This is a genomic window from Arthrobacter sp. StoSoilB22 (assembly GCF_019977315.1).
Taxonomy (GTDB): domain Bacteria; phylum Actinomycetota; class Actinomycetes; order Actinomycetales; family Micrococcaceae; genus Arthrobacter.
On sequence record NZ_AP024652.1, the window covers coordinates 1,420,732 to 1,442,773 of the forward strand.

General features: G+C 62.6%; 10 protein-coding genes. 6 read left to right on the forward strand and 4 right to left on the reverse strand.

The genetic code is table 11. From position 1 onward, the window contains the following. Positions 1–15: 15 nt before the first annotated feature. The 4 genes from LDN70_RS06810 to LDN70_RS06825 form a co-directional block, all read right to left on the reverse strand. Positions 16–1,449: a dicarboxylate/amino acid:cation symporter gene (locus LDN70_RS06810; RefSeq protein ID WP_166841391.1), complete on the reverse strand. Its 1,434-nt coding sequence runs from the start codon at positions 1,447–1,449 to the stop codon at positions 16–18. Between the two features lie 288 nt (positions 1,450–1,737). After that, entirely contained in the window at positions 1,738–3,420 is a 1,683-nt protein-coding gene (locus LDN70_RS06815) for a DUF885 domain-containing protein (RefSeq protein WP_223942126.1), read from the reverse strand. Positions 3,421–3,486: 66 nt separating this feature from the next. Beyond that, the gene (locus LDN70_RS06820) at positions 3,487–3,732 is read right to left on the reverse strand and encodes an acyl-CoA carboxylase epsilon subunit (RefSeq protein WP_166841389.1); all 246 of its coding nucleotides are present in this window, start codon (positions 3,730–3,732) and stop codon (positions 3,487–3,489) included. After that, positions 3,729–5,312 (reverse strand): acyl-CoA carboxylase subunit beta, encoded by a 1,584-nt coding sequence (locus LDN70_RS06825; RefSeq protein WP_223942127.1) that lies wholly within the window; start codon positions 5,310–5,312, stop codon positions 3,729–3,731. Before LDN70_RS06825 ends, LDN70_RS06820 begins: the two co-directional genes overlap by 4 nt. A 217-nt stretch (positions 5,313–5,529) precedes the next feature. Here LDN70_RS06825 and LDN70_RS06830 point away from each other — a divergent pair, with 217 nt between their 5' ends. The 6 genes from LDN70_RS06830 (at position 5,530) to LDN70_RS06855 (ending at position 21,999) form a co-directional block, all read left to right on the forward strand. Further along, positions 5,530–6,420: an SDR family oxidoreductase gene (locus LDN70_RS06830; protein WP_223942128.1), complete on the forward strand. Its 891-nt coding sequence runs from the start codon at positions 5,530–5,532 to the stop codon at positions 6,418–6,420. Positions 6,421–6,500: 80 nt separating this feature from the next. Further along, complete coding sequence (locus LDN70_RS06835) at positions 6,501–7,466, forward strand: biotin--[acetyl-CoA-carboxylase] ligase (RefSeq protein WP_223942129.1); 966 nt, start codon at positions 6,501–6,503, stop codon at positions 7,464–7,466. Then, on the forward strand, positions 7,459–8,052 hold the full coding sequence (locus LDN70_RS06840) for a PH domain-containing protein (RefSeq protein ID WP_142939783.1): 594 nt from the start codon (positions 7,459–7,461) through the stop codon (positions 8,050–8,052). Before LDN70_RS06835 ends, LDN70_RS06840 begins: the two co-directional genes overlap by 8 nt. Continuing rightward, positions 8,042–9,220, forward strand: coding sequence for an adenylate/guanylate cyclase domain-containing protein (locus tag LDN70_RS06845; protein ID WP_142939782.1), 1,179 nt, complete (start codon positions 8,042–8,044; stop codon positions 9,218–9,220). The genes LDN70_RS06840 and LDN70_RS06845 overlap by 11 nt, the downstream gene beginning before the upstream one ends. A 286-nt stretch (positions 9,221–9,506) precedes the next feature. Beyond that, a complete protein-coding gene (locus tag LDN70_RS06850; RefSeq protein ID WP_223942130.1) occupies positions 9,507–15,641 on the forward strand; it encodes an Ig-like domain-containing protein in 6,135 nt (2,044 codons plus the stop codon). A 250-nt stretch (positions 15,642–15,891) separates the two neighbouring features. Further along, on the forward strand, positions 15,892–21,999 hold the full coding sequence (locus tag LDN70_RS06855) for an Ig-like domain-containing protein (RefSeq protein ID WP_223942131.1): 6,108 nt from the start codon (positions 15,892–15,894) through the stop codon (positions 21,997–21,999). Positions 22,000–22,042: the final 43 nt, after the last annotated feature.

Sequence of the window (22,042 nt, forward strand, 5' to 3'; positions counted from 1 at the left end):
TCACAAGGGCGCGCCTCAGGCTTTTGAATCAGCCAGTTCGCGCTCGTTGCTTTCTGCTGCTGCCTTGTCGGCTGCAAACTCATCAGCGAACGCGGCACCGTTGCGGGGTGCGTTGTAGAGGGTCTCGTCCAGGATTCCCTGACGCTTGGCCACGATGGCCGGGACGAGCGCTTGGCCCGCCACGTTGACTGCAGTGCGGCCCATGTCCAGGATGGGGTCGATCGCCAACAGCAGGCCGACGCCGGCAAGCGGCAGTCCCAGCGTGGACAGGGTCAGTGTGAGCATCACGACGGCGCCGGTGGTACCTGCAGTGGCAGCGGAACCGAGGACCGAGACCAGCACGATCAGCAGGTACTGGCTGAAGTCCAGGTTGATGCCGAAGAACTGTGCCACGAAGATCGCCGCGATGGCCGGATAAATTGCTGCGCAGCCGTCCATCTTGGTGGTGGCGCCCAGCGGCACTGCGAAGGAAGCGTAGCCGGAGGGGACGCCCAGGTTCCGCTCAGTGACGCGCTGCGTCAGCGGCAGCGTGCCGATGGAGGAACGGGACACAAACGCCAGCTGCACGGCCGGCCAAACACCGGAGAAGTACTGCTTGATGGACAGCCCGTGAATGCGTACCAAGATGGGGTAGAGCACGAAGAGCACCAACGCCAGGCCGATGTAGATGGCGGCCGTGAACTTGCCCAGGGATCCGATGGTGTCCCAGCCGTAGATGGCTACAGCGTTACCGATCAGGCCTATGGTGCCCAGCGGGGCCAGGCGGATGATCCACCAGAGGACCTTTTGAATGACTGCCAGTGCGGAAGCGTTGAATGTCAGGAAAGCTTCGGCCTGCTTGCCAACCTTGAGTGCGGCAACGCCGACCGCGATCGCGATAACCAAAATCTGCAACACGTTGAAGTTGACGGCAGTGCTGACTGTGGTTGCGGCGTTGGCACTTTCGGTGACGGTGGAGCTGGCTCCGAGACCCAGGAAGTTCTTGGGGAACAAGCCAATCAGGAACGCCCACCAGTCGCCGGTCTTGCCAGCGTACTTAGCTTCTTCGGTGATGCCGGTGGCCGCGCCCGGCTGCAGGAGTACACCCAAGCCGATGCCGATCAGCACCGAGACCAGCGACGTGATAGCGAACCAGAGCAGAGTGTTCCATGCCAGGCGCGCTGCGTTGGACACCTGACGCAGGTTGGCGATGGAGCTGACCACGGCGGTAAAAATCAAAGGAACGACGGCGGTTTGCAGCAACGAGACGTAGCTGGAGCCGATCGTCTGGAGCGTCGCGCCGAGGCCGTTGGGCGCAGTCTTGGTGCTGCCCGTGTACTTGGCGATGAGGCCGAGGACCAGGCCGACGATGAGGGCTGCGATGATCTGGACGCCGAAGGATCCGGCCCATTTGGGGAGCCGGAAGCCGGACTTGCCAGCTGCTGGTGAAGTGTTGGTTGAGGTGCTCACCGGAACACGTTAGGTGCATCGCAAATAACATAGCGAACGAACGTTGAGAAATGTTACGTCCACCCCTCTGCTGCCCTCCATCGTGAACCGCTAATTCGCGGGCCCGGCGCGGGCTTTTGTGAAGTTATTCCCGGAAACAGTGTGGCGATGATCTCCGAGTGCGCTGCGATCCTTTCACCCGATGGTGCACCCCTTCCCGCGGATCGCACCCATAACCACTGGTGCGAAGCGCGCGAACGGGTGCGACCCTGGGGCCGAAGGGGTGCGCGAGGAGGGAACTGGAGCAGATCAGCCCAGCAGCGCCCGGCGAAGCACGTCCAACCCAACCGAACCTATGTTCAGCGCCTTGCTGTGGAACGACTTCAGGTCAAAGCCTTCCCTGGATTCAAGCTCAGCGCGGATCTGTTCCCACAAACGCTGCCCCACCTTGTAGGACGGCGCTTGTCCGGGCCAGCCGAGGTAGCGGGTGAACTCGAACTGGAGCTGCCCTTCGCTGATGTCGAGGTTGGCTTTGAGGAAGTCGAAGCCCTTTTCTGGGGTCCAGGTTCCGCTGCCCCAGCGCTCGGGGACGGGGAGTTCCAGGTGCACACCGATGTCGAAAACCACGCGTGCTGCCCGCATCCGCTGACCATCGAGCATGCCCATGTGATCGCCCGGATCTTTCAGGTACCCGAGTTCCAGCATGAGTTGCTCGGCGTAAAGTGCCCAGCCTTCGCCGTGGCCGGAAACCCAGCAGACGTTGCGCCTCCAGTTGTTCAGGAGTTCGCGGCGGTAGGTGGCTGTGGCTACCTGGAGGTGGTGCCCGGGGACTCCTTCATGGAACACGGTGGTGGTTTCGGACCATGTGGTGAAGGTGTCTTCGCCGGCGGGCACGGACCACCACATGCGTCCGGGCCTGGAGAAATCGTCGGAAGGTCCGGTGTAGTAGATGCCGCCTTCGTCGGTAGGGGCAATCATGCATTCGAGGGTCCGCATGACGTCCGGGATGTCGAAGTGGACGTCGGCCAGCTCGGACACCGCTCGATCGGAGAGTTCCTGCATCCAGGCTTTCAAGGCGTCGGTGCCCTTGATCTGGCGGGCAGGGTCGCTGTTCAGGATGGCCTTGGCTTCTTCGATGGATGCGCCGGGCTTGATCTGCGCCGCGACCTTTTCCTGCTCGCCAATAAGCCTCTCGAGCTCCCGGACGCCCCAAGCGTACGTCTCTTCCAGATCGACTTCCGCGCCAACAAAGGAGCGGGAGGCCAGGGCGTACCGTTCGCGGCCCACCGCATCCTTTTCCGGGGCTGCGGGGAGGAGTTCGTCCCTAAGGAAGTCGCCCAAGGCGCTGTACGCAGAACGCGCAGCCGCAGTCCCGGCGTCGAGCTTTGATTGAACGTCCGCGGGCAGCGGTGTGCCCCCTGCGGCAGCGGTGGCAGCCATTTTGGCGAAGAAGCCATCCTCAGCGGCGTACCGGCCGGTCTGCTCGATGACGATCTGCACCTGGCGCGCGGCGGCTACTTTGCCGGCCTCAGCAGCCGATCGAAGTGACACCATGTAGCCCTCAATCGCGCCCGGAACGTTGGCAGCACGGCCTGCAATGTGCTCCCAGTGTTCAACCGTGTCCGTGGGCATGAGGTCGAAGATGGCGCGGATGTCCTGCGCGGGGGAGGCGATGTTGTTCAGGTCGGCCGCATCCCAGCCGGACTCGTGGATCTCCAGTTCCAAGCCGAGGCGCTCGCGCATGGCGTCCAAGGTGACGGCGTCCACGTCATCGGAAGGCTCGAGGCCTGCCAGGGCGTCCAAGGCCAATCTGGTTGCCTGTGCGTGGGACGCAAGACCGGCAGGGGAGTAGTCCTGGTATTCGGTTTCGTGTCCCGGCAAGCCCAGCGTGGTGGCGAAGCTGGGATTGAGTTCGATCAGCTTTTCTGTGTACGCGTCAGCGACGGCATCGATGGCGGACTTGGGGCGTACGGGGGTGTTTGCAGTAGTCACCCACAGAGCCTAGCCGTGAGACCGCTTACGTGAAAGGGTTGTTGAACTTTTCTACGAACGTGGGAATTAACCCCGGCTGCGCTTCCAAGCACCAGGACCCGGTGTGGGGTCCAGGCGCAGTTGCTGGCGGCGCACCCAGTGCCGGACGTTCGGCTTGGACGGCGCCGCTTCCTGCTGGCCGCCGAGGGAAACCACGACGGCGGCAAGCGCCGCGAGCTCTTCGGCTGTCGGTTCGCCCTTGACCACCGAGAACAGGGGAGTGGCCGGTTCCTGGTCAGGCGCAGGATCGGCGCGGTGCTTAGGCGCGCTCACAGCGGGATGTTCCCATGCTTCTTGGTGGGCAGGCTCGCGCGCTTGTCGCGGAGGGCGCGGAGCCCGCGGATGATCTGCAGGCGCGTATCCGACGGAGCAATGACAGCGTCAACATAACCCAGCTCGGCTGCCTGGTACGGGTTGAGGAGTTCTTCCTCGTACCCCTGGATGATCTCCGCGCGCTTGGCTTCGACGTCACCGCCGGCTTCGGCCACCGCTGCGAGATCGCGACGGTAAAGGATATTCACTGCACCCTGGGCGCCCATGACGCCAATCTGGGCGGTGGGCCATGCCAGGTTGAGGTCGGCTCCGAGCTTCTTGGAGCCCATCACGATGTACGCGCCACCGTAGGCCTTGCGGGTGATGACCGTGAGCTTGGGGACCGTCGCTTCGGCGTAGGCGTAGAGGAGCTTGGCGCCGCGGCGAATGATGCCCTGGAATTCCTGGTCCTTGCCGGGCAGGAAGCCGGGAACGTCAACCAGCGTGATGATCGGAACGTTGAAGGCGTCGCAGTGGCGAACGAAGCGGGCGGCTTTCTCGGAGGCGGAGATGTCCAGCGTTCCCGCGAATTGCATGGGCTGGTTGGCCACGATACCCACGGTATGTCCCTCAACGCGGCCATAGCCGATCATCACGTTGGGGGCGTACAGGGACTGCATTTCGAGGAAGTGTGCGTCGTCCACAATCTGCTCGATGACCTTGCGCATGTCGTACGGCTGGTTGGCGGAATCGGGAATCAGCGCATCCAGTGCGTGGTCGTCCTCATTGAGTTCCAGTTCCTGGTCGTGCTCCACCACGGGGGCCTCGGACAGGTTGTTAGAGGGGAGGAAGTCCAAGAGCTCGCGGACGAACTCAATGGCGTCAGCTTCATCGGACGCGAGGTAGGTGGAGGTGCCGGTGGTGGCATTGTGCTGCCGGGCGCCACCGAGGGTTTCCATGTCCACGTCTTCGCCCGTAACGGTCTTGATGACGTCCGGTCCGGTGATGAACATGTGGGACGTCTTGTCCACCATGACCACATAGTCGGTCAGGGCGGGGGAGTAGGCGGCACCGCCGGCGCACGGGCCCATGATGAGGGAGATCTGGGGGACCACGCCGGAAGCATGGACGTTGTTGCGGAAAATGTCCGCGAACATGGCCAACGAGGCCACGCCTTCCTGAATACGCGCGCCGCCGCCGTCGTTAATACCCACAACCGGGCAACCGTTCCGGAGGGCGAACTCCTGGACCTTGACGATCTTTTCGCCGTTGACCTGGCTCAGCGAGCCGCCGTAGACACTGAAGTCCTGGCTGTAGATGGCGATCAGGCGGCCGTCCACTGTGCCGTAACCGGAAACAACGCCGTCACCAAGCGGTTTCTTCTTTTCCATGCCGAAAGCAGTGGAGCGGTGCACTGCGAGGGCGTCGAACTCGACGAAGGATCCCGGGTCAACCAGGAGGTCGATGCGTTCGCGGGCGGTGTTCTTGCCGCGGGCATGCTGCTTTTCGATCGCTTCCGGGCCGGAAGGCTGTTCTGCACGGGCCTGGCGGTCGCGGAAGTCTGCAATCTTTCCCGCTGTCGTTGTCAGATCGTGGCTCATCAAGTGTCTCCGGCTCTGTAGCTGATATTCGCTGGCGCAATCCCGGGTCCGGATAAGTAGCTGACTTAAGTAGCTTCCGTACAAAGAACAGGCCCCGCAGGCCAGTCTAGTGACGCCTTTGCCGCGAACCGCTGTAGAAACCCTACAATTTTCCGCGTCCAAGCCAAAGCCATCACTATGTTACCCGTCAGTAACATAGTTGGGCTAGAGTGTCTGCATGACTTCAAGCAACGGCGCTTCCTCCGCCTCCACAGAGGGTCAAACGCAACGCACCACCCCTTACGTGGCCACTGCTTCGCTCAAGGGCAAGACCATCCTCATGTCCGGCGGCAGCCGCGGCATAGGCCTGGCCATCGCCACCCGTGCAGCCCGCGACGGCGCCAACATTGTGCTCATGGCCAAAACAGGCGACCCCCACCCCAAACTTGAGGGCACTGTCTTTACCGCCGCGCAACAGCTGACCGAAGCAGGCGGACAGGCGCTGCCGCTTGTGGGGGACGTCCGCAATGATGACGACGTCGCCGCAGCAGTCGCCGCCGCCGTCGAGCGTTTCGGGGGGATCGACGTAGTGGTGAACAACGCCTCCGCAATCGACCTGTCCCGCACCGACGCCGTGGACATGAAGCGTTACGACCTCCTGCAGGACATCAACGTCCGCGGCACGTTCCTGCTCTCAAAGCTGGCGCTGCCCGCCCTGCGGGAATCAAGCCACGGCCACATCCTCACCCTGTCCCCACCCTTGAACCTGGATCCCAAATGGGCCGGGATGCATTTGGCCTACACCATGGCCAAGTACGGGATGAGCCTCACCACCCTGGGTCTCGCCGAAGAGCTCAAGCACGACGGCGTCTCGGTCAACTCGCTCTGGCCGTGCACCTTGATCGACACGGCCGCGATCCGGAATATGCCCGGTGGCCAGCAGATCGTGCAGGCGGCACGCGGACCGGAAATCATGGCTGATGCCGCCCATGCTGTGTTGACGGGTTCGGCATCTAGCGGGAACTTCTACACCGACGAGCATGTGCTGCGCGCAGCCGGAGTGCAGGACTTCACTCCCTATAGCCTCGGCGCGCCCGAAGACCGCTTGGTGCCGGACATCTTCCTCTGAGTAGATTCCATGGGCGGATTCCCAGGCGCATTTCGGGGCAGCCACCCTCCGGGGACCTCGCAACTGGATAGGATTCAGCTATGGATGCCGAACAGCCAGAGAGCAGCGAACCCCAGGCCTTGACCGGAGAGGTTCCGTCCGGAGAGGTTCCATCCGGGCAGTCGCGTGCCCCGGTGGATCGTGAGGCTCTGAACCGTGAGTCGCTCCTGCAGCCGGACTTCCTCTCGGCTACAGGCATCTCGCGTCTGGACATTGTCCAGTCCACGGGTTCCACCAACCAGGACCTGGTCCGGGCTGTGACCGTGGAGCCCAAAAAGTGGGCCGACCTGTCCGTGTTGACTGCCGAGCACCAGACAGCGGCGCGTGGACGGCTCGACCGCCACTGGGAATCACCCGAGCGATCGGCGGTTTCGGTCTCCGTGGTGCTGCGGCCTGTCACGGCTGAAGGCATGCCGGTCCCGACGCAGAGCTATTCCTGGCTTTCGCTGCTTGCTGCTGTTGCGCTGTGTGAGGCGCTGCAGGAAACAGCCGGCATCACCGCCGAGATCAAGTGGCCCAACGACGTCCTGGTCAACGGGCGCAAAGTGGCCGGCATTCTGGCGCAGATGACTCCGCTGGGTGACGGCTCCGTTCCTGCTGTGATTCTGGGCGTGGGACTCAATGTGTCCTTGGCCGAGGAAGAACTTCCGGTACCCACGGCAACCTCGCTTGCTTTGGAGGGGGCTACGACGACGGACCGCACCGCGCTGCTGAAAAGCTACCTGTCACGGTTCGCGCGGCTTTACCGCAGCTTCTGCAATTCCGAAGGGGACCCCGCCGCCGGTTTGGTGGGTGGCCCATCCCTGCACAAGCGTGTTGAGTCGGCCATGGTGACGTTGGGTCGCGAGGTGCGGGCGCACCTGCCGGGGGATCACGAGCTCGTGGGGCATGCCTCACGCCTGGACGAACACGGCTCGTTGCTTGTGGTGGACCATGGTGGCAGGGAACACGTTGTGACAGCCGGTGATGTGGTGCACTTGCGCGCCACAGAAAGCGGTTATGCGTAAAGAGTTACTCCCGGGGGAGCAGGTCATTACCATCACACGCCAACAGGCCCGCTCACTCTTCTTTCCGGTGCTGGCCTTCATTGCGGTTCCGGCAGCTGCAGGTTTTGCTTGTGCTTGGATCGTCAGGGAAAACCCGCAGCGCCTTGCGCCTTTCATCACGACGGAATGGACGCCGTGGCTTATGGGTACCGTGGTGGTACTCGCCGGATGGTTCCTTGCCGCATACAGCCTCAGGCGGGTGTTGCGGTGGCGTTCGGTCAAATACATCCTGACGAGCAGGCGCGTACTTGCCCGGAATGGAATGTTTAGGCGAAATGACTGGCAGGTATCGCTGATGGCCATCCGCAATGTAGGTGTCCACCAGAGCATGCTCCAACGGACATTGCACTCGGGGAATATATCCTTGGATACCGGGCACTCCGGAATAGCCGTGATGAACGACGTTCCTGAAGTGGGAAAGTTCCGGGGTTTCATTCTTGACGCGATGGATGAACTCCCGCAAGGTGAGGTTTTTGAGGGTGAAGTACTGAGGGATTTTGAAGAATTGCCGTGGGAGTTCAGAGATGGTGGAAGAGATGAGCGTTGAGGATCAGCAGTCCGGCGAGGACCTGGACCAGGAGTTCGACGCCGTTCCGGAGCCTTCCGTGGACGAGGACACTGAGGCCGGGCCTGCTCCGGCGTCGGTACCAACCGGCCCACCCACTGGTGTGATGTCCGCGGAGCGCCTGGCTATTAAGGCGCTCGAGGCGAAGCTCCTTGGCGGAGAACGCAAGCTCCGGCGTCGTGAAGTTGCTGCCGGTGCGGGCGTGTCCATCCTGTCCGCACGGAAGATCTGGCGCGCGCTGGGGTTCCCCAACTTTGGTGACGAGGATGTTGCGTTCACGGAACGCGACCAAGCTGCCTTGTCCAGCATCCTGGATCTGGTCCGGGCCGGCCTCCTGACGGAAGAAGCCGCTATCTCCGTGACCCGCTCCATCGGTCAAATGACGGACCGCATGGTGGTGTGGCAGATCGAAGCGCTGGTTGAGGACATGGTGTCCGAGCAGGGAATCCCTGATGCCGTGGCGCGCAAACAACTGGTGGCGCAGCTGCCTGCGCTGGTGGACTCCCTCGAAGAGATCCTGGTGTACTCCTACCGCCGCCAACTCAACGCCGGCGTCCAGCGCCTTGCCGTTCGGGCCGAAGCCGGACTCCAGGCCAGCGAGGAAGGCCGGGAGGGCGACGAAGACGATTCGCCGCTGCCTTTGGCCCGGGCCGTAGGATTCGCTGACCTTGTCTCTTACACCAGCCTGTCCCGGCGTATGAACGAGAAAACGCTCGCTCAATTGGTGCAGCGTTTTGAAAACAAATGCGCTGAAATTATCTCCGTGGGTGGCGGGCGACTGGTCAAAACAGTGGGTGACGAAGTCCTGTACATCGCGGAGACTCCCGCAGCCGGAGCCGAAATTTCCCTGGCCCTTGCCCAGGCGTTCACGGAGGACGAGATCCTTCCACAGTGCCGCGTCTCTATGGTCTGGGGCCGGATTCTCTCCAGACTTGGCGATATCTATGGACCCACAGTCAACCTTGCTGCACGGCTCACCACGCTGGCGCAGCCCGGGACGGTCCTTGTGGACGCCATGACGGCCGCCGCCTTGGGCCAGGATGACCGCTTCGTCCTGGTTCCCCAGAAGTCGGAGAACGTCCGTGGCTTCGGCGAGATCCATCCTGTGATGCTGGCCCGCGGCCGGGGCAAGGGACTGGTGCTGGATTAGGCACCCTGCCGACTCGCCCACGGCCCGTCCGAGCCGCACGCTCTCTCACGTCCCGCGGGTTCCAGCCGATCGCTCTCTCACTTTCTTCAAGAAAGTGAGAGAGCGATCGGCGTTTAGGGATGTTATGTGAGAGAGCGTGGAGGGTGTCTGCGGTTGAGGAGAACTGCGTCACGACTTAGCAAAACGTTGGATTAACCCGGTAGTCTTAGCGTTGTTTGTGTGTCGTGAATGGCCGTGGGGTGCGGCGTCGGCCGCCTTGTGCTGCCTAAATTGTGGGGGAATGTGGATGGCTCTGCCTGACGGGTCCGGAAACCGCCGTGCCAGGAATCGCCGGCGGAAGGTCATGGCGGCAACTGCATTTTCAGTTGCAGCCGCGGTCCTGGTGACCGGTGCCATCCTCTACCCGGGGTTCAAGACCACCGAAGTGGACCTCAATGACGGCGGCGTTTGGGTGGTCAGCAAGTCCAAGAATGCCGCCGGAAGGCTCAACTACCCCTCGAAGTCCCTGGACGGGGCAGTGACTCCGGCGAGTAAGGATTTCGACGTCCTCCAGCAGGCCGGCGACGTTTTCATTGATGACCCCGAGGGCGCCACGATCAACCCTGTCAGCGCCGCGAACATGCGTTTGGGCGGGGACCAAAAGCTGCCCGGATCAGCGGATGTGAGCTTCGGCCACAAAGTACTGGCCGTTACCGATCCTTCCAAGGGCAAGGTCTGGGCATTGTCCGCCGGATCCGTGGGTGGGTTCAGTGATGAGTCCGAACCACTGTTCGAGCAATCGCCCGGAATTGTTTCTGTTGTAGGCGTGGACGACACCATCCACACCGTGGATCCCGAGTCCGGTAGCGTCACCGCCACCAAGGTGGACGCCAACGGCAAATCAGTGGATTCGCAGGTCCGCACGGACGAGGCGCTCAAGGGCGCAGGGGACCTGCAGTTGACGGCTGTGGGCGACAAAGCAGTGGTCCTCAACGAGGCCACGGGAAACATTGTTCTCCCGGGCGGCGCAACCGTTCACCTGGACGACGCCCGCGACGCCAAGCTGCAACAAACAGGACCGACTGCCGACTTCGTAGCTATCGCCACTACCAAAGCGCTCCTCCTTCAACCATTGGACGGTGGAACCGCCAAGACTGTCCGAGCCGACGGGGAAGGCATTCCCGCAGCGCCCGTTCAGCTGGGAACATGCACCTACGCGGCGTGGTCCGGTGCCAACAAGTACGTCCGCGAATGCAGCAACGAGGCTGATAACCGCCGCGCCGATGTTCCCAAGGCGAGTGCGTCGCCGTCGTACGTCTTCCGGGTCAACCGCGATCTCGTGGTTCTGAACGACGTCAACTCCGGCAACGTCTGGATGGTCAACCAGAACATGCAGTTGGTCAACAACTGGGACGACGTCATTCCGCCCCAACAGACATCGGACGACGCCGACAAGGACTCTGCGGACGAAGTCCAGCAGACTGTCCTCCCGGACCGAAGCAAACCGAACACGCCGCCGGTGGCGAAGCCGGACTCCTTTGGAGTGCGCGCCGGCAAGACGACCCTCCTGCCGGTTCTGGACAACGACGCCGACACTGACGGTGATGTCCTGACGGTTGCGGCCGACCAAACCGTTAGATCGGGTGCGTTGGCTCCTGTTTATGGCGGGACGGGCTTCCAAATTTCTGTCCCCGCGGATCAGACCGGGGCGGAGACGTTCAAGTACTCCGTGGATGATGGCCGCGGTGGAACCGCAGCGGCCAACGTCGACCTCCGGATTGTCCCGCCCGGAGAGAACAACGCACCCCAGCAGAAGCCCAACAGGAACAATGCCTTGGTGGTACAGGCGGGGAAGATCGCCAACCAGTACATCCTTAATGACTGGATTGACCCCGACGGTGACGACATCTTTGCTGTGGCTGCCGTCAGCAGCGATCCCGCCGATCAAGTCCGCATCAGGCCAGACGGGCTATTGACGTTCCAGGATTCCGGAGCCGGGCCGGGAAAGAAGACAATCGCCGTTTCGGTCTCCGACGGCACCCTCAGTGCTGAGGGGCGTATCAGTGTGGACGTTCGCGCACCCGGGGCCTTGCCGCCCATTGCGAACGCCGATCACGTGGTTGCAGTGGCAGGCCAGGACACGGTGATCGCACCGCTCAAGAACGACACTGATCCGCAAGGCGGCACGCTTCGGCTGGCACAGGCCCAGCCGGATGAGCAGTCCACGGCCGTGATAGGTCCAGACCAGCAAACGTTTACTTTCAACTCGACGTCCACGGGCCCCCACTACGTCACCTACATGGTCACCAACGGCCCGGCGAGTGCGCAGCAGCTGGTGCGCGTAGACGTCGTGTCCGGCAACAACGACGGCGCTCCCGTTGCCGTCCGCGACATTGCTCTGCTGCCCAGTGGCGGCAGCACCGTGGTGGACGTGCTCGGCAATGACTCGGACCCGGCCGGAGGCGTCCTGGTAGTCCAGTCCGTCACCGCGGAGGATGGCCTTCCGGTCACGGTGGCGGTTTTGGACCATTCGGTGGTCAAGGTCACGGACGTTCGCGCCACCGGCCAACTGTCGCTGAAATACACCATTTCCAACGGCAAAGCCTCGGCCACCGGAGACATCTCAGTACAGGTAGTACCTGCGCCCAGCAAGCTGCAGGCCCCGCAGGCCAAGCCGGACGAAGTGTCGGTGCGTGTCGGAGACGTGGTGACCATACCTGTCCTGGACAACGATTCGGACCCTAACGGCGGAGAGCTGACGCTCGACCCGGAGCTGGCGCAACAGCCCGATGCCGCTGACGGCAGGATGTTCGTTGCGGGCAATACTCTGCGCTTTATCGCAGGGGAGATTCCCAAAACCGTTTATGCCATCTACAAGGTCAGCAACGCGTCCGGCCAAACTGACTCCCAGCAAGTCACTATCCGTATCCGGGCCCGGGACGACGCCACCAATACCCGCCCTGAGCCGCGGAACCTCACGGCCCGGGTGGTAGCTGGCATGACCGTCAAAATCCCGGTGCCATTGGATGGCATTGACGCCGACGGCGACTCCGTCCAACTCATCGGGGTGGACAAAGCGCCCGCGCTCGGGACCGCCGTAGTCCGGGACGGTTACATGGAGTTCACCGCTGCCGCCACCTCCGCAGGCACTGACACGTTCAGTTATCGCGTGCGGGACCGGATCGGAGCGGAAAACACCGGCACCGTCATTGTGGGTATTGCGCCGGCAGAAGCGAATAACCAAAAGCCGATCGCGGTGGATGACGCCATTGAGGTCCGTCCAGGGCGTCGGATTGCGGTGGATGCCCTAAAGAACGACTCGGACCCTGATGGCGACCCCATTGCATTGGTGAATTCCTTCGAAGCCAACCCGGAACTGCAGGTTGAAGCGTCCTCCGGAAAGATCCTCCTGACTGCGCCGGGCGTCACTGGAAATGAAAGCATCAGCTACCGGATTCAGGACGACAAAAAGGCTGAAGCCAGCGCCGTGGTCAGGGTGCAAACAAGCCCGACGGCGGCCCTCCACGTTCCGATTGCCGTGGACGACCGCATCACGCTGGCTGAGACGCTGGGCAAGACCGCCGTTGACGTCCCGGTGTTGAAGAATGACTCTGATCCGGACGGCGTCGCCGAAGACCTGACCATCACCTTGCCTGACGCGAATCCGAACGCCCGGGTGGGGGCGGCCGGGAACGTTGTGGTGACACTCGCCCCCCAGGACCAGCTGATCCCGTACACCGTGACAGACATGGACGGGCAATCAGCCACGGCCGTGATGTGGATCCCAGGCCAAGGCCTGCAGTACCCCACCTTGGCTAAAACCGAGCCCGTGGAGGTCATGTCCGGCAAGGAAGTCACGGTCTCGCTCCAGGAGTATGTCCGCGTGCGGGAAGGCCGCCAACCACGGCTTACGGTTGCAGACAAGATCCGCGTCCAGGGAGCCGATCCCAACAACGTTATTGCCGGCGACGGAAATGCCCTGAGATATGCAGCGCAGACAGACTACGTCGGTCCGGGATCCATCACCTTCGAGGTGACCGACGGGTCAGGTCCGGACGACTCCCAAGGCTTGAAGTCCACATTGACCATCATCACCAAGGTGATCCCGGACCCCAACGCCAACCACGTCCCGACCTTCAGCGGTGCTTCCATCGAGGCTCCCAAGGGTGAAACCACCGAGCTGGAGTTGGCCAACCTTGCCAAGGACGTGGACGAGAGGGACCAGGGAAACCTGAAATTCGAGCTGGACGGACAGCAGCCCGCGGGTTTCCAAACCAAAGTGGAGGGAACGGTCCTCAAAGTCACCCCGGACCTCTCAGTCACTCCCGGTGCTGTGGGCACCTTCCCCTTGAAGGTCACTGACGGCAGGTCCGATGCTGTCCGGGCAACGGTAACGGCCACCGTGGTGTCCTCGAACCGACCCAAGCCCGTAGCCAACGACGACTCCGTTGAGAAAGCCAATGCCGGACGCTCGGAAACCATCAATGTGTTGGCTAACGACTTCAACCCCTTCAATGACTCGCCTCTGACGATCGAAGGCGCCGCAGTGGAAACTGGTTCCGCCGCCGGCCAGCCGACGGTCTCAGGGGAATCGATCACGGTCACACCTGCTGATGGCTTCAAGGGCGTCATGGTGGTTCGGTACACAGTGCTGGACAAGACCAAGGACCCCTCACGGCAGGCAGTGGGACGCGTACGGATCACGGTCCGGGACAAACCAGACGCTCCATCGGCACCAGTAGCGACCGACGTCCGCAGCCGCACCGCCGTGCTCAAGTGGGCGCCGCCGTCGGACAATGGCGCAGCCATCACCAAGTACACGGTCAAGGCCGCCGGTTTTGAACAGGTGTGTCCCACTACAACCTGCACACTCTCCGGACTGACCAACAACGTGAAGTACGTCTTCACCGTGTCCGCCACCAACGAGGTAGGGGACTCACCGGCGTCCATTGCCTCCAACGAGATCCGGCCGGATGAGAAGCCGTCGCCGCCGGACGCCCCCACAGTCAAAGCCGGTGACAAGAACATGGCCATCACCTGGACCCCGGCCAAGACCGAGGGCTCTCCGGTGAAGCACTACAACTTGGAGATTTCTCCGCCGCCGGCCAACGGCATTGCCGTGAAGAACGAGGTCACCGGCCTGAGTTACACCTGGCCGGGACTGACGAATGGCGTGAAGTACAAGGTCCGTGCCCAGGCCGTCAATGAGCTCGGTCCATCGGACTGGAGCATGTACTCCCTGGAGGACAACCCTGCTGGTCTTCCGGCAGCCCCGGCGGCTCCCACCACCGCAGTGGTGCAGTCCGTGGGAACCAACAACCAGATTCGTGCGGATTGGGCTGAGCCGGATATCAACGGTGACCCCATCAAGACCTACTACGTCACTATGAGCGGCGGAAACGGCGTTCCGCAGACGCAGACCGTCCCGGGAAATGTCCGATCAGCAACCTTCACTGCCCAGAACAACGAAGCAGGCTACACCTTCACCGTTCAAGCAGAAAATAAGGCTGGGAAGGGCGGCGTCAGCGCATCTTCGGCGCCGCGTCGCGCCACCGGCAAGCTGGGGGCCGTAGAGAACGTCTCTGCCACCCCGGCCAACACCGGGGGAGCGGGCAAGGCCGTCACCATCAACTTCTCGGTCCTGGACCAGACACAACGCAACGGTTCTACTCAAAACGAGGTCAGCTACCGCTACCTGGCCAGTACCGGCCAGTCCGGACCCATCACGCCTGGCCAGACGGTCAGCGGTTTTGCCAACGGGCAGGCAACCTCCATCACAGTCACCGCAGTGTCCTCAGTGGCGCCGAGTTCCAATGCCAGTGCACCGGCAACCACCACCCCGTACGGTTCCCCCGGTACACCATCTGCTTCGGGCGCCAACGGTGGGCAAAACCAGACCACGCTGACGCTGAACTGGTCCTCGCCGTCCACCAACAGCAACGACGTCGCAGTGACCAAGATCAGGATCACCGGCGGTGGAACTGATACCGGGTGGATCAACGAATCCGCGTCCGGCAGCCGCGTGGTCAACACCGGTGGCTATAACCAGACGCGCACCATTGAGGTCCAGACGTTCAACTCCGTGGGCACAGGCGGTGGCGTGGCTTCTGCGAGTGCACAGAGCGGCCCGCAGAAGACGTCATGGGATGCCACGCTGCCTCCCGGCAGCTACCGTACTTGCACGGATACCGCGCCCTCCGGCCAAACATCGTGGGATCCAAATACTCCAGGGCACCGCTGTGACGGAAAGGTCAATGGTCCGCCATGGCAGTACGAGTTCAACGGCGGATTCACGGTCAACTGCTACATCAACCGCAGCACGCCCTACTTGAACTACGCGGCGTGGTACAAGCTGACTAGCGGCCCCAATGCTGGCCGCTTCATCGCCCAGGGCAACACCACCCTGGGTGACCCCGGACCGCACCAAATCCCGCAATGTTGAGGCATGTGAAGCCGGGGCGTCGGGCAGTAGTCCCCATCGCGCCCCGGGCCAGGGAGACAGTACGCTGTCAAAGCCAATGGATAGCCCGATCTCGGGTTTCCTTGGTTGACCGCAGGGCGCGTGGGATAGTCTTAGGGACTGAAAATTCCGCCGCCGTACGGGGGAACTGCGGAATGTACGGCTGCCGGCATCTGCCGGTTGGCCCGGAAGCCACTGGGGAGCGGCTGGACACAAAGGGAATTCTGGGGCTGTGAGAACTTTCTTCGGCAAGCTGGGGCTGAAAAGGCGTCAAAACAAAAAGCTAATAGCGGGTACTGCTGTTACCGCAGCGGGCGCTTTGCTGATCACCGGGGCAATTCTGTACCCGGGCTTCAAGACCACCGAGGTGGACTTGAACGACGGCGGCGTGTGGGTGGTGAGCAAAACCAAGAACGCCGTGGGCCGGTTGAACTACCCGTCCCGCGTTCTTGATGGTGCTGTGACACCCGCAACTACTACCTTTGACGTGCTGCAGCATGACGGCAACGTCTTTGTGGACGATGAGTCCGGCTCCACCATCAACCAGGTCTCTGCCGCGAACCTGAAGCTGGGCGGCGACAAGCAGCTGCCGTCGTCGTCGCAAGTCAGCTACGGCTCCACCGTGCTCTCGGTGACCGATCCCGCCCGCGGAAAAGTCTGGGCGTTGTCTCCGTCCACGGTTAACGGCTTCGATGAAGAAGGAACCGAGCCAGTCTTGACGGGCTCCCCGGGCGTGGTTTCGGCAGTGGGATCCGACAACAGGATCTACACGGCGGACCCTGGCAAGGGTGAAATCACCGTCACTACTGTGGATGCGAACGGTGAACGAACCGACTCGCAGGTTACCAAGGTGGACGAGCTCAAGGGTGCCGGCGATCTCCAACTGGCCGTGGTGGGTGACAAGCCGGTGGTTTTGGACGCCGCCTCCGGAAACCTCTTCCTGCCAGGAGGCCGGAAGCTCCAACTGGCCGATGCCCGGGAAGCAAAGCTGCAGCAGAACAGCGAAGAGAGCAATTACGTTGCCATTGCCACGCAGAAGGCCCTGCTGAAACAGCCCCTTGACGGGTCCGCGGCGGCAACTGTCAGTGCTGACGGCGAAGGCGTCCCCGCTGCGCCCGTTCAGGTCAGTAAGTGTGTTCACTCGGCATGGTCGGGCGCCAACAAGTATGTCCGGGACTGCGACAACGATGCCGACGACAAGAAGAATGACGTCCCCAAAGCAAGCGCCTCGCCCAGCTACGTTTTCCGGGTGAACCGGGACCTTGTGGTCCTCAATGACGTCAACTCAGGCAGCGTGTGGCTGGTCAACCAGAATATGCAGCTGGTGAACAACTGGGACGACGTCGTCCCGCCCAAGAACCAGTCCGATGACCAGGACCAGGAGTCTGCGGACAACAACACCATCAACGTCCTCCCGGACCGCACCAAGCCCAACCGTCCGCCTGAGACAAAACCTGACGAGTTCGGTGTCCGCCCCGGGCGGACCTCAATTCTGAGCGTGCTGGATAACGACTCAGACCCCGACGGCGATGTCCTCACCGCCTCGGTAGGCGCCAATGGGCCAAAGATGGGTGCGTTGGAGAACATCTACGGAGGCTCTGCTTTCCAGATCAAGGTCCCGGCCGACGCCAAGCCGGGAACTGAAGTCTTTGACTACAACGCTGCCGATGGCCGTGACTTGTCCGCCGGCGGCAAGGTCACCCTGCGGGTAGTAGCTCCTGAAGAGAACAAACCGCCGATTTTCAAGCGAGGCGAACCCACCACCATGTTGGTGGAGCAGGGCAAGTCCGTCAGCCAGAACATTCTGACTGACTGGATGGACCCTGACGGCGATGACCTCGTCCTGCTGGATGCGAAGTCGGACAACGACCAGGACCAGGTGAAGGTTCGCCGCGATGGCCTCCTGACGTACCAGGATTCGGGTGCAGCGCCGGGCAAGAAGAACGTCACCATCACCGTGTGGGACGGCCGGGCCACCACCACCGGCCGCATCGTGGTCAACGTGCAGCCACCGGGTGCCCTGGCGCCTGTAGTCAATGCGGACCACGTCACGGCTGTGGTTGGCCAGGACCTGGTGATCGCGCCGTTGAAAAACGATGTGGACCCCAACGGTGGCGCACTTCGTGTGGCCCACGTTGAGGCCGCCGGCCCGGCTGAGCTGGGCCCGGTGACGGACGGCGGCACCTTTACCTTCCGGAGCACCACGCCTGGCCCGATCTACCTGACGTACATTGCCAGCAACGGCCCCCAGAGCAGCCAGGGACTGATCCGCGTGGACGTGGAGTCCGGTAAGGATCCCGGCGCGCCGGTTGCCGTTCATGACGTTGCCCTGCTCCCTGTGGGTGGAAGCGTCCTGGTTGATCCGCTGGCCAACGATTCCGATCCTTCCGGTGGCGTGCTGGTCCTCCAGTCCGTCACCGTGCCCGACGGCTCGTCGGCATCCGTCAGCGTGATCGACCACAGCGTCCTTCGCGTCACGGATGTCCTCGGTGCCAAAGAACCGTTCGTTTTCAGCTACACCATGTCCAACGGCCGTGCCTCGGCCACCGGGACTGTGGGCGTGGTCCCGGTGCCGGCTCCCGCCGTCGTCGAGGCTCCCCAGCCAAAACCTGACGAAGTCAACGTGCGCGTTAACGACGTCGTCACCATCCCGGTCTTGGACAATGACACCCACCCGCAGGGTGAGGAACTGTCCGTGGATCCGGTACTGGCGCAGAGCATTCCGGAGGAGGACGGTAAAGCGTTCATTTCCGAGAAGACCCTTCGCTTTATCGCCGGCCCCACTCCAAAAACCGTGCGCGCCATCTACAACGCCGTGGATCCGCAAGGGCAGAAGAGCGCCGCCGCGGTGACCATCCACATCCTTCCGCTGGAGGGCACGCAGAACTCGCGCCCGCAGCCGCAGAACCTCACGGCACGCGTGGTAGCGGGCGGCAGCGTCCGCATTCCGGTCCCGCTGGACGGCATCGACCCAGATGGCGACTCGGTGCAGCTCACCGGCATCGACAGCACTCCCACTATGGGAACCGCGACGGCGGGAAGCAGCTTCATCGATTTCGTCGCCGCCGGTGACGGTGCGGGTACGGATACGTTCAGGTACAAGGTGATCGACCGCCAAGGCGCGGTGAACACGGGAACCGTGACGGTTGGCGTTGCGCCACGTGGCGAAGACAACCAGAAACCCGCACCCGTGGATGACGAGGTCAAGGTTCGTCCCGGGCGCCAGATCGCCATCGACGCGACGGCCAATGACACCGACCCCGACGGCGACCTCATCCGTATCCTGACGGACAGCATTGAAGCCGACGCCGGACTTGACGCCAAGGTCAGCCAGACCAGTGGCCGGATCCTGGTAACAGCTCCGGCAGCGGAGGGCACCGTCAACGTCCGCTACTCAGTGGCCGATGACCGCGATGCGGTGGGCCAGGCCAGTATTCGTGTGGTGGTCCAGAATGACCTGCCGTTGCAGGCACCGATTGCCCGCGACGACCGCGTGACCTCGGCCCAGACGCTCGGCAAGACGGCTGTGGACGTTCCTGTCCTGAAGAACGATGAGGACCCGGACGGCGTGGGGGAGAACCTCAAGGTCGCAACAGGCTTGGACACAGCACGCCCCGGACCCGAAGGCAACGTCATTGTTGACCTGACCGAGCAGCCGCAACTGGTGCCCTACACGGTGGAGGACGTGGATGGCCAGAAGTCCACAGCCATCATCTGGGTTCCCGGGATTGGCCAGCAGGTGCCCACGCTCGCTAAGGACGAGGTGGTGGAACTTGTCTCAGGTCAGTCCGTCACGGTGAACCTCGCGGAGTGGGTGAAGGTCCGCGAAGGAAAGTCGCCGCGCCTGACCCAAACCGACCGCATCAAGCTCATCGGAGCCGACGGCAGCGATCCCATAGCCAACGGTGGTACCGCGCTGAAGTACACCGCCGGCGCCGAGTACGTAGGCCCAGGTTCCATCAGCTTCGAAGTTACCGATGGGACAGGCCCGGACGACCCCAATGGTTTGAAATCGACGCTCAGCATCCGAACCAAGGTGCTGCCCGACCCCAACAAGAACAATCCGCCGGTGCTGCTCGGCAGTGACGTGGAAGTTCCCAAGGGAGACTCTGCCAGCCTGGACCTGGAGAAGCTGACGTCGGATCCGGACTCGGATGACGTGCAGAACATGAACTACGAGCTGGTGGGCGACGCCCAGGGCGGCTTCAAGGTGAACGTGGATGGCAAGACGCTCAAGGTCTCCGCGGACGATTCCGTGCAGATCGGGCAGACAGGCACCGTCCAAGTGAAGGCAAAGGACCGCCGCGGGCTCGAAGCCGTGGCCACCTACAAGCTGTCCTTGTCGGCGTCCAACAGGCCCAAACCCGTGGCCAACGACGACGCCGAGCCGGATGCCCAATCCGGAAAGCCAGTGACCGTCAACGTGTTGGCAAATGACTCCAATCCGTTCCCGGATACTGCGCTGAAGATCGTCTCGGCCGTCACCGAAACGGGCCAGGGAACGGCTGACGTCGGGGGAGACAGTGTCACCGTCACCCCTGCAGGCGGCTTCACCGGCACCATGGTGGTGGCCTACACGGTGCAGGATAAGACCGGGGAGATTTCCCGTTACGCCACTGCCCGCATCCGGTTGACCGTCAAGGACAAGCCGGCCGCGCCCACCACGCCCTTGGCTCAAAGCGTGGGGGACCAGACCGCGCTCCTGACGTGGAACGCGCCGCCTGATCGTGGCTCACCCATCACCAAGTACACGGTGTACGGGGAAAACGGCTTCACGCAGGACTGCCCCGCGAACACGTGTACGTTGACAGGGCTGACCAACAACGTGAAGTACCACTTCGCCGTCACCGCCACGAATGCGATTGATGAATCCGAACGCTCTCCGGTATCCGCCGAGGTCCGTCCGGACGTTAAGCCGGACACCCCGGTGGCACCGACGCTGAAGTTCGGCGATAAGCAACTCTCCGTGGCGTGGGTTCCTCCTGCGAGCAAGGGTTCGCCCATCAAGTCCTACGATCTTGAGATCTCTCCTGCTCCTGCCGGCCAGAATCCGCAGATCCAGAACCTCACAGGCAACAGTCACGTGTGGACCGGTCTGACCAATGGGGTGGCCTACAAGGTACGCGTCCTGGCTAGAAATGACGCCAAGGAGCCCTCGGAATGGAGTACGTACTCCGCAGCCGAGGTTCCTGCCGGCGTGCCGGCAACTCCTGCGGCTCCGTCGGTGGTAGGTGCAGGATCTGTAGATTCACGAAGCCAACTGCAGGTCAGCTGGGCAGCGCCGAATAACAATGGTGATGCCGTGTCTACTTACACCCTGACGACTTACCGAGGTGGCGCCGTGGTAGCGTCGCAACCCGTGGCTGCGACGTCACAAAATGTGACGGTAGACAACTCCGAAGCTGACTACTCGTTCACGGTGTCGGCTACAAACAAAGCCGGCGTCAGTGGTGTCAGCCAACAGTCTGCGCCTATCCGTGCTGCTGGTAAGCCCGGAATGGTGGGTGCTCCATCGGCTGCCTTGGTTGAGACCAACGGTGATGGTGGCAAGATTCAAGTCACCTTCAATCCCTTGACAGCTGGGGAGCGAAACGGAGCAAACGTCAACGAGATCAGCTACCGGTACGCGCTGACTTCCGGTGGCGGCAGCGGCTCGATTCCTTCCGGCGGTGCTGTTGTGGCGGCCGCTAATGGCACCGACACAGCCGTTGTTGTGTGGGCAGTATCCTCACGAAACCCAACAGCCGGGGACAGAAGCCCGGCATCAAATACTGTCAATCCTTATGGGCTTGCAGCTGCGCCGGTGGTGACCGGTAGCAAGAGCAGCGGCGTCGGCGACAAGACGGTGTCCTGGACCTGGAACGCCCCCAGCGGTAACGGCCGCCCGGTGACGGGGTACCAGTACAGCCTTGATGGCGGAGGATGGACAAACACGGATCAGAGGTCGCTCTCAAGAAGCGTGGGTTACAGCCAGACCGTTACGCTTCAGGTCCGTGCGATCAGCGGCGGCCAAGCTGGCCGGGTGGGCAGTGATACATCCCGCAGTGGAGCCGAACCGCCTCCACCGCCACCGCCTAACCCGCCGGCGCCCTCGCAGATCCAGGCCCACAACAGCACCTGCCCGGGAAAGCCCGGCCAACCGGACTCGTACAACCCCAGTGGTCCGACCTGTGGTGTCGGCTGGGTAGAGCGGTCCTGGGGCTGGATTGAGGTCACGTGCAGGCAGGACATCTACAGAAACGGCACTCCCTGGTACAAGCTCAACGGCTCGCCGAAGAGCGGCTGGTTCGTGAAGTCAACCACCGTGGACGTCCGCAATGGTGTGCCGCCACCCTGCTGACTCCTGGCCGGCCGGCCAGCCGAACAGCCGAAGCAACAACTAC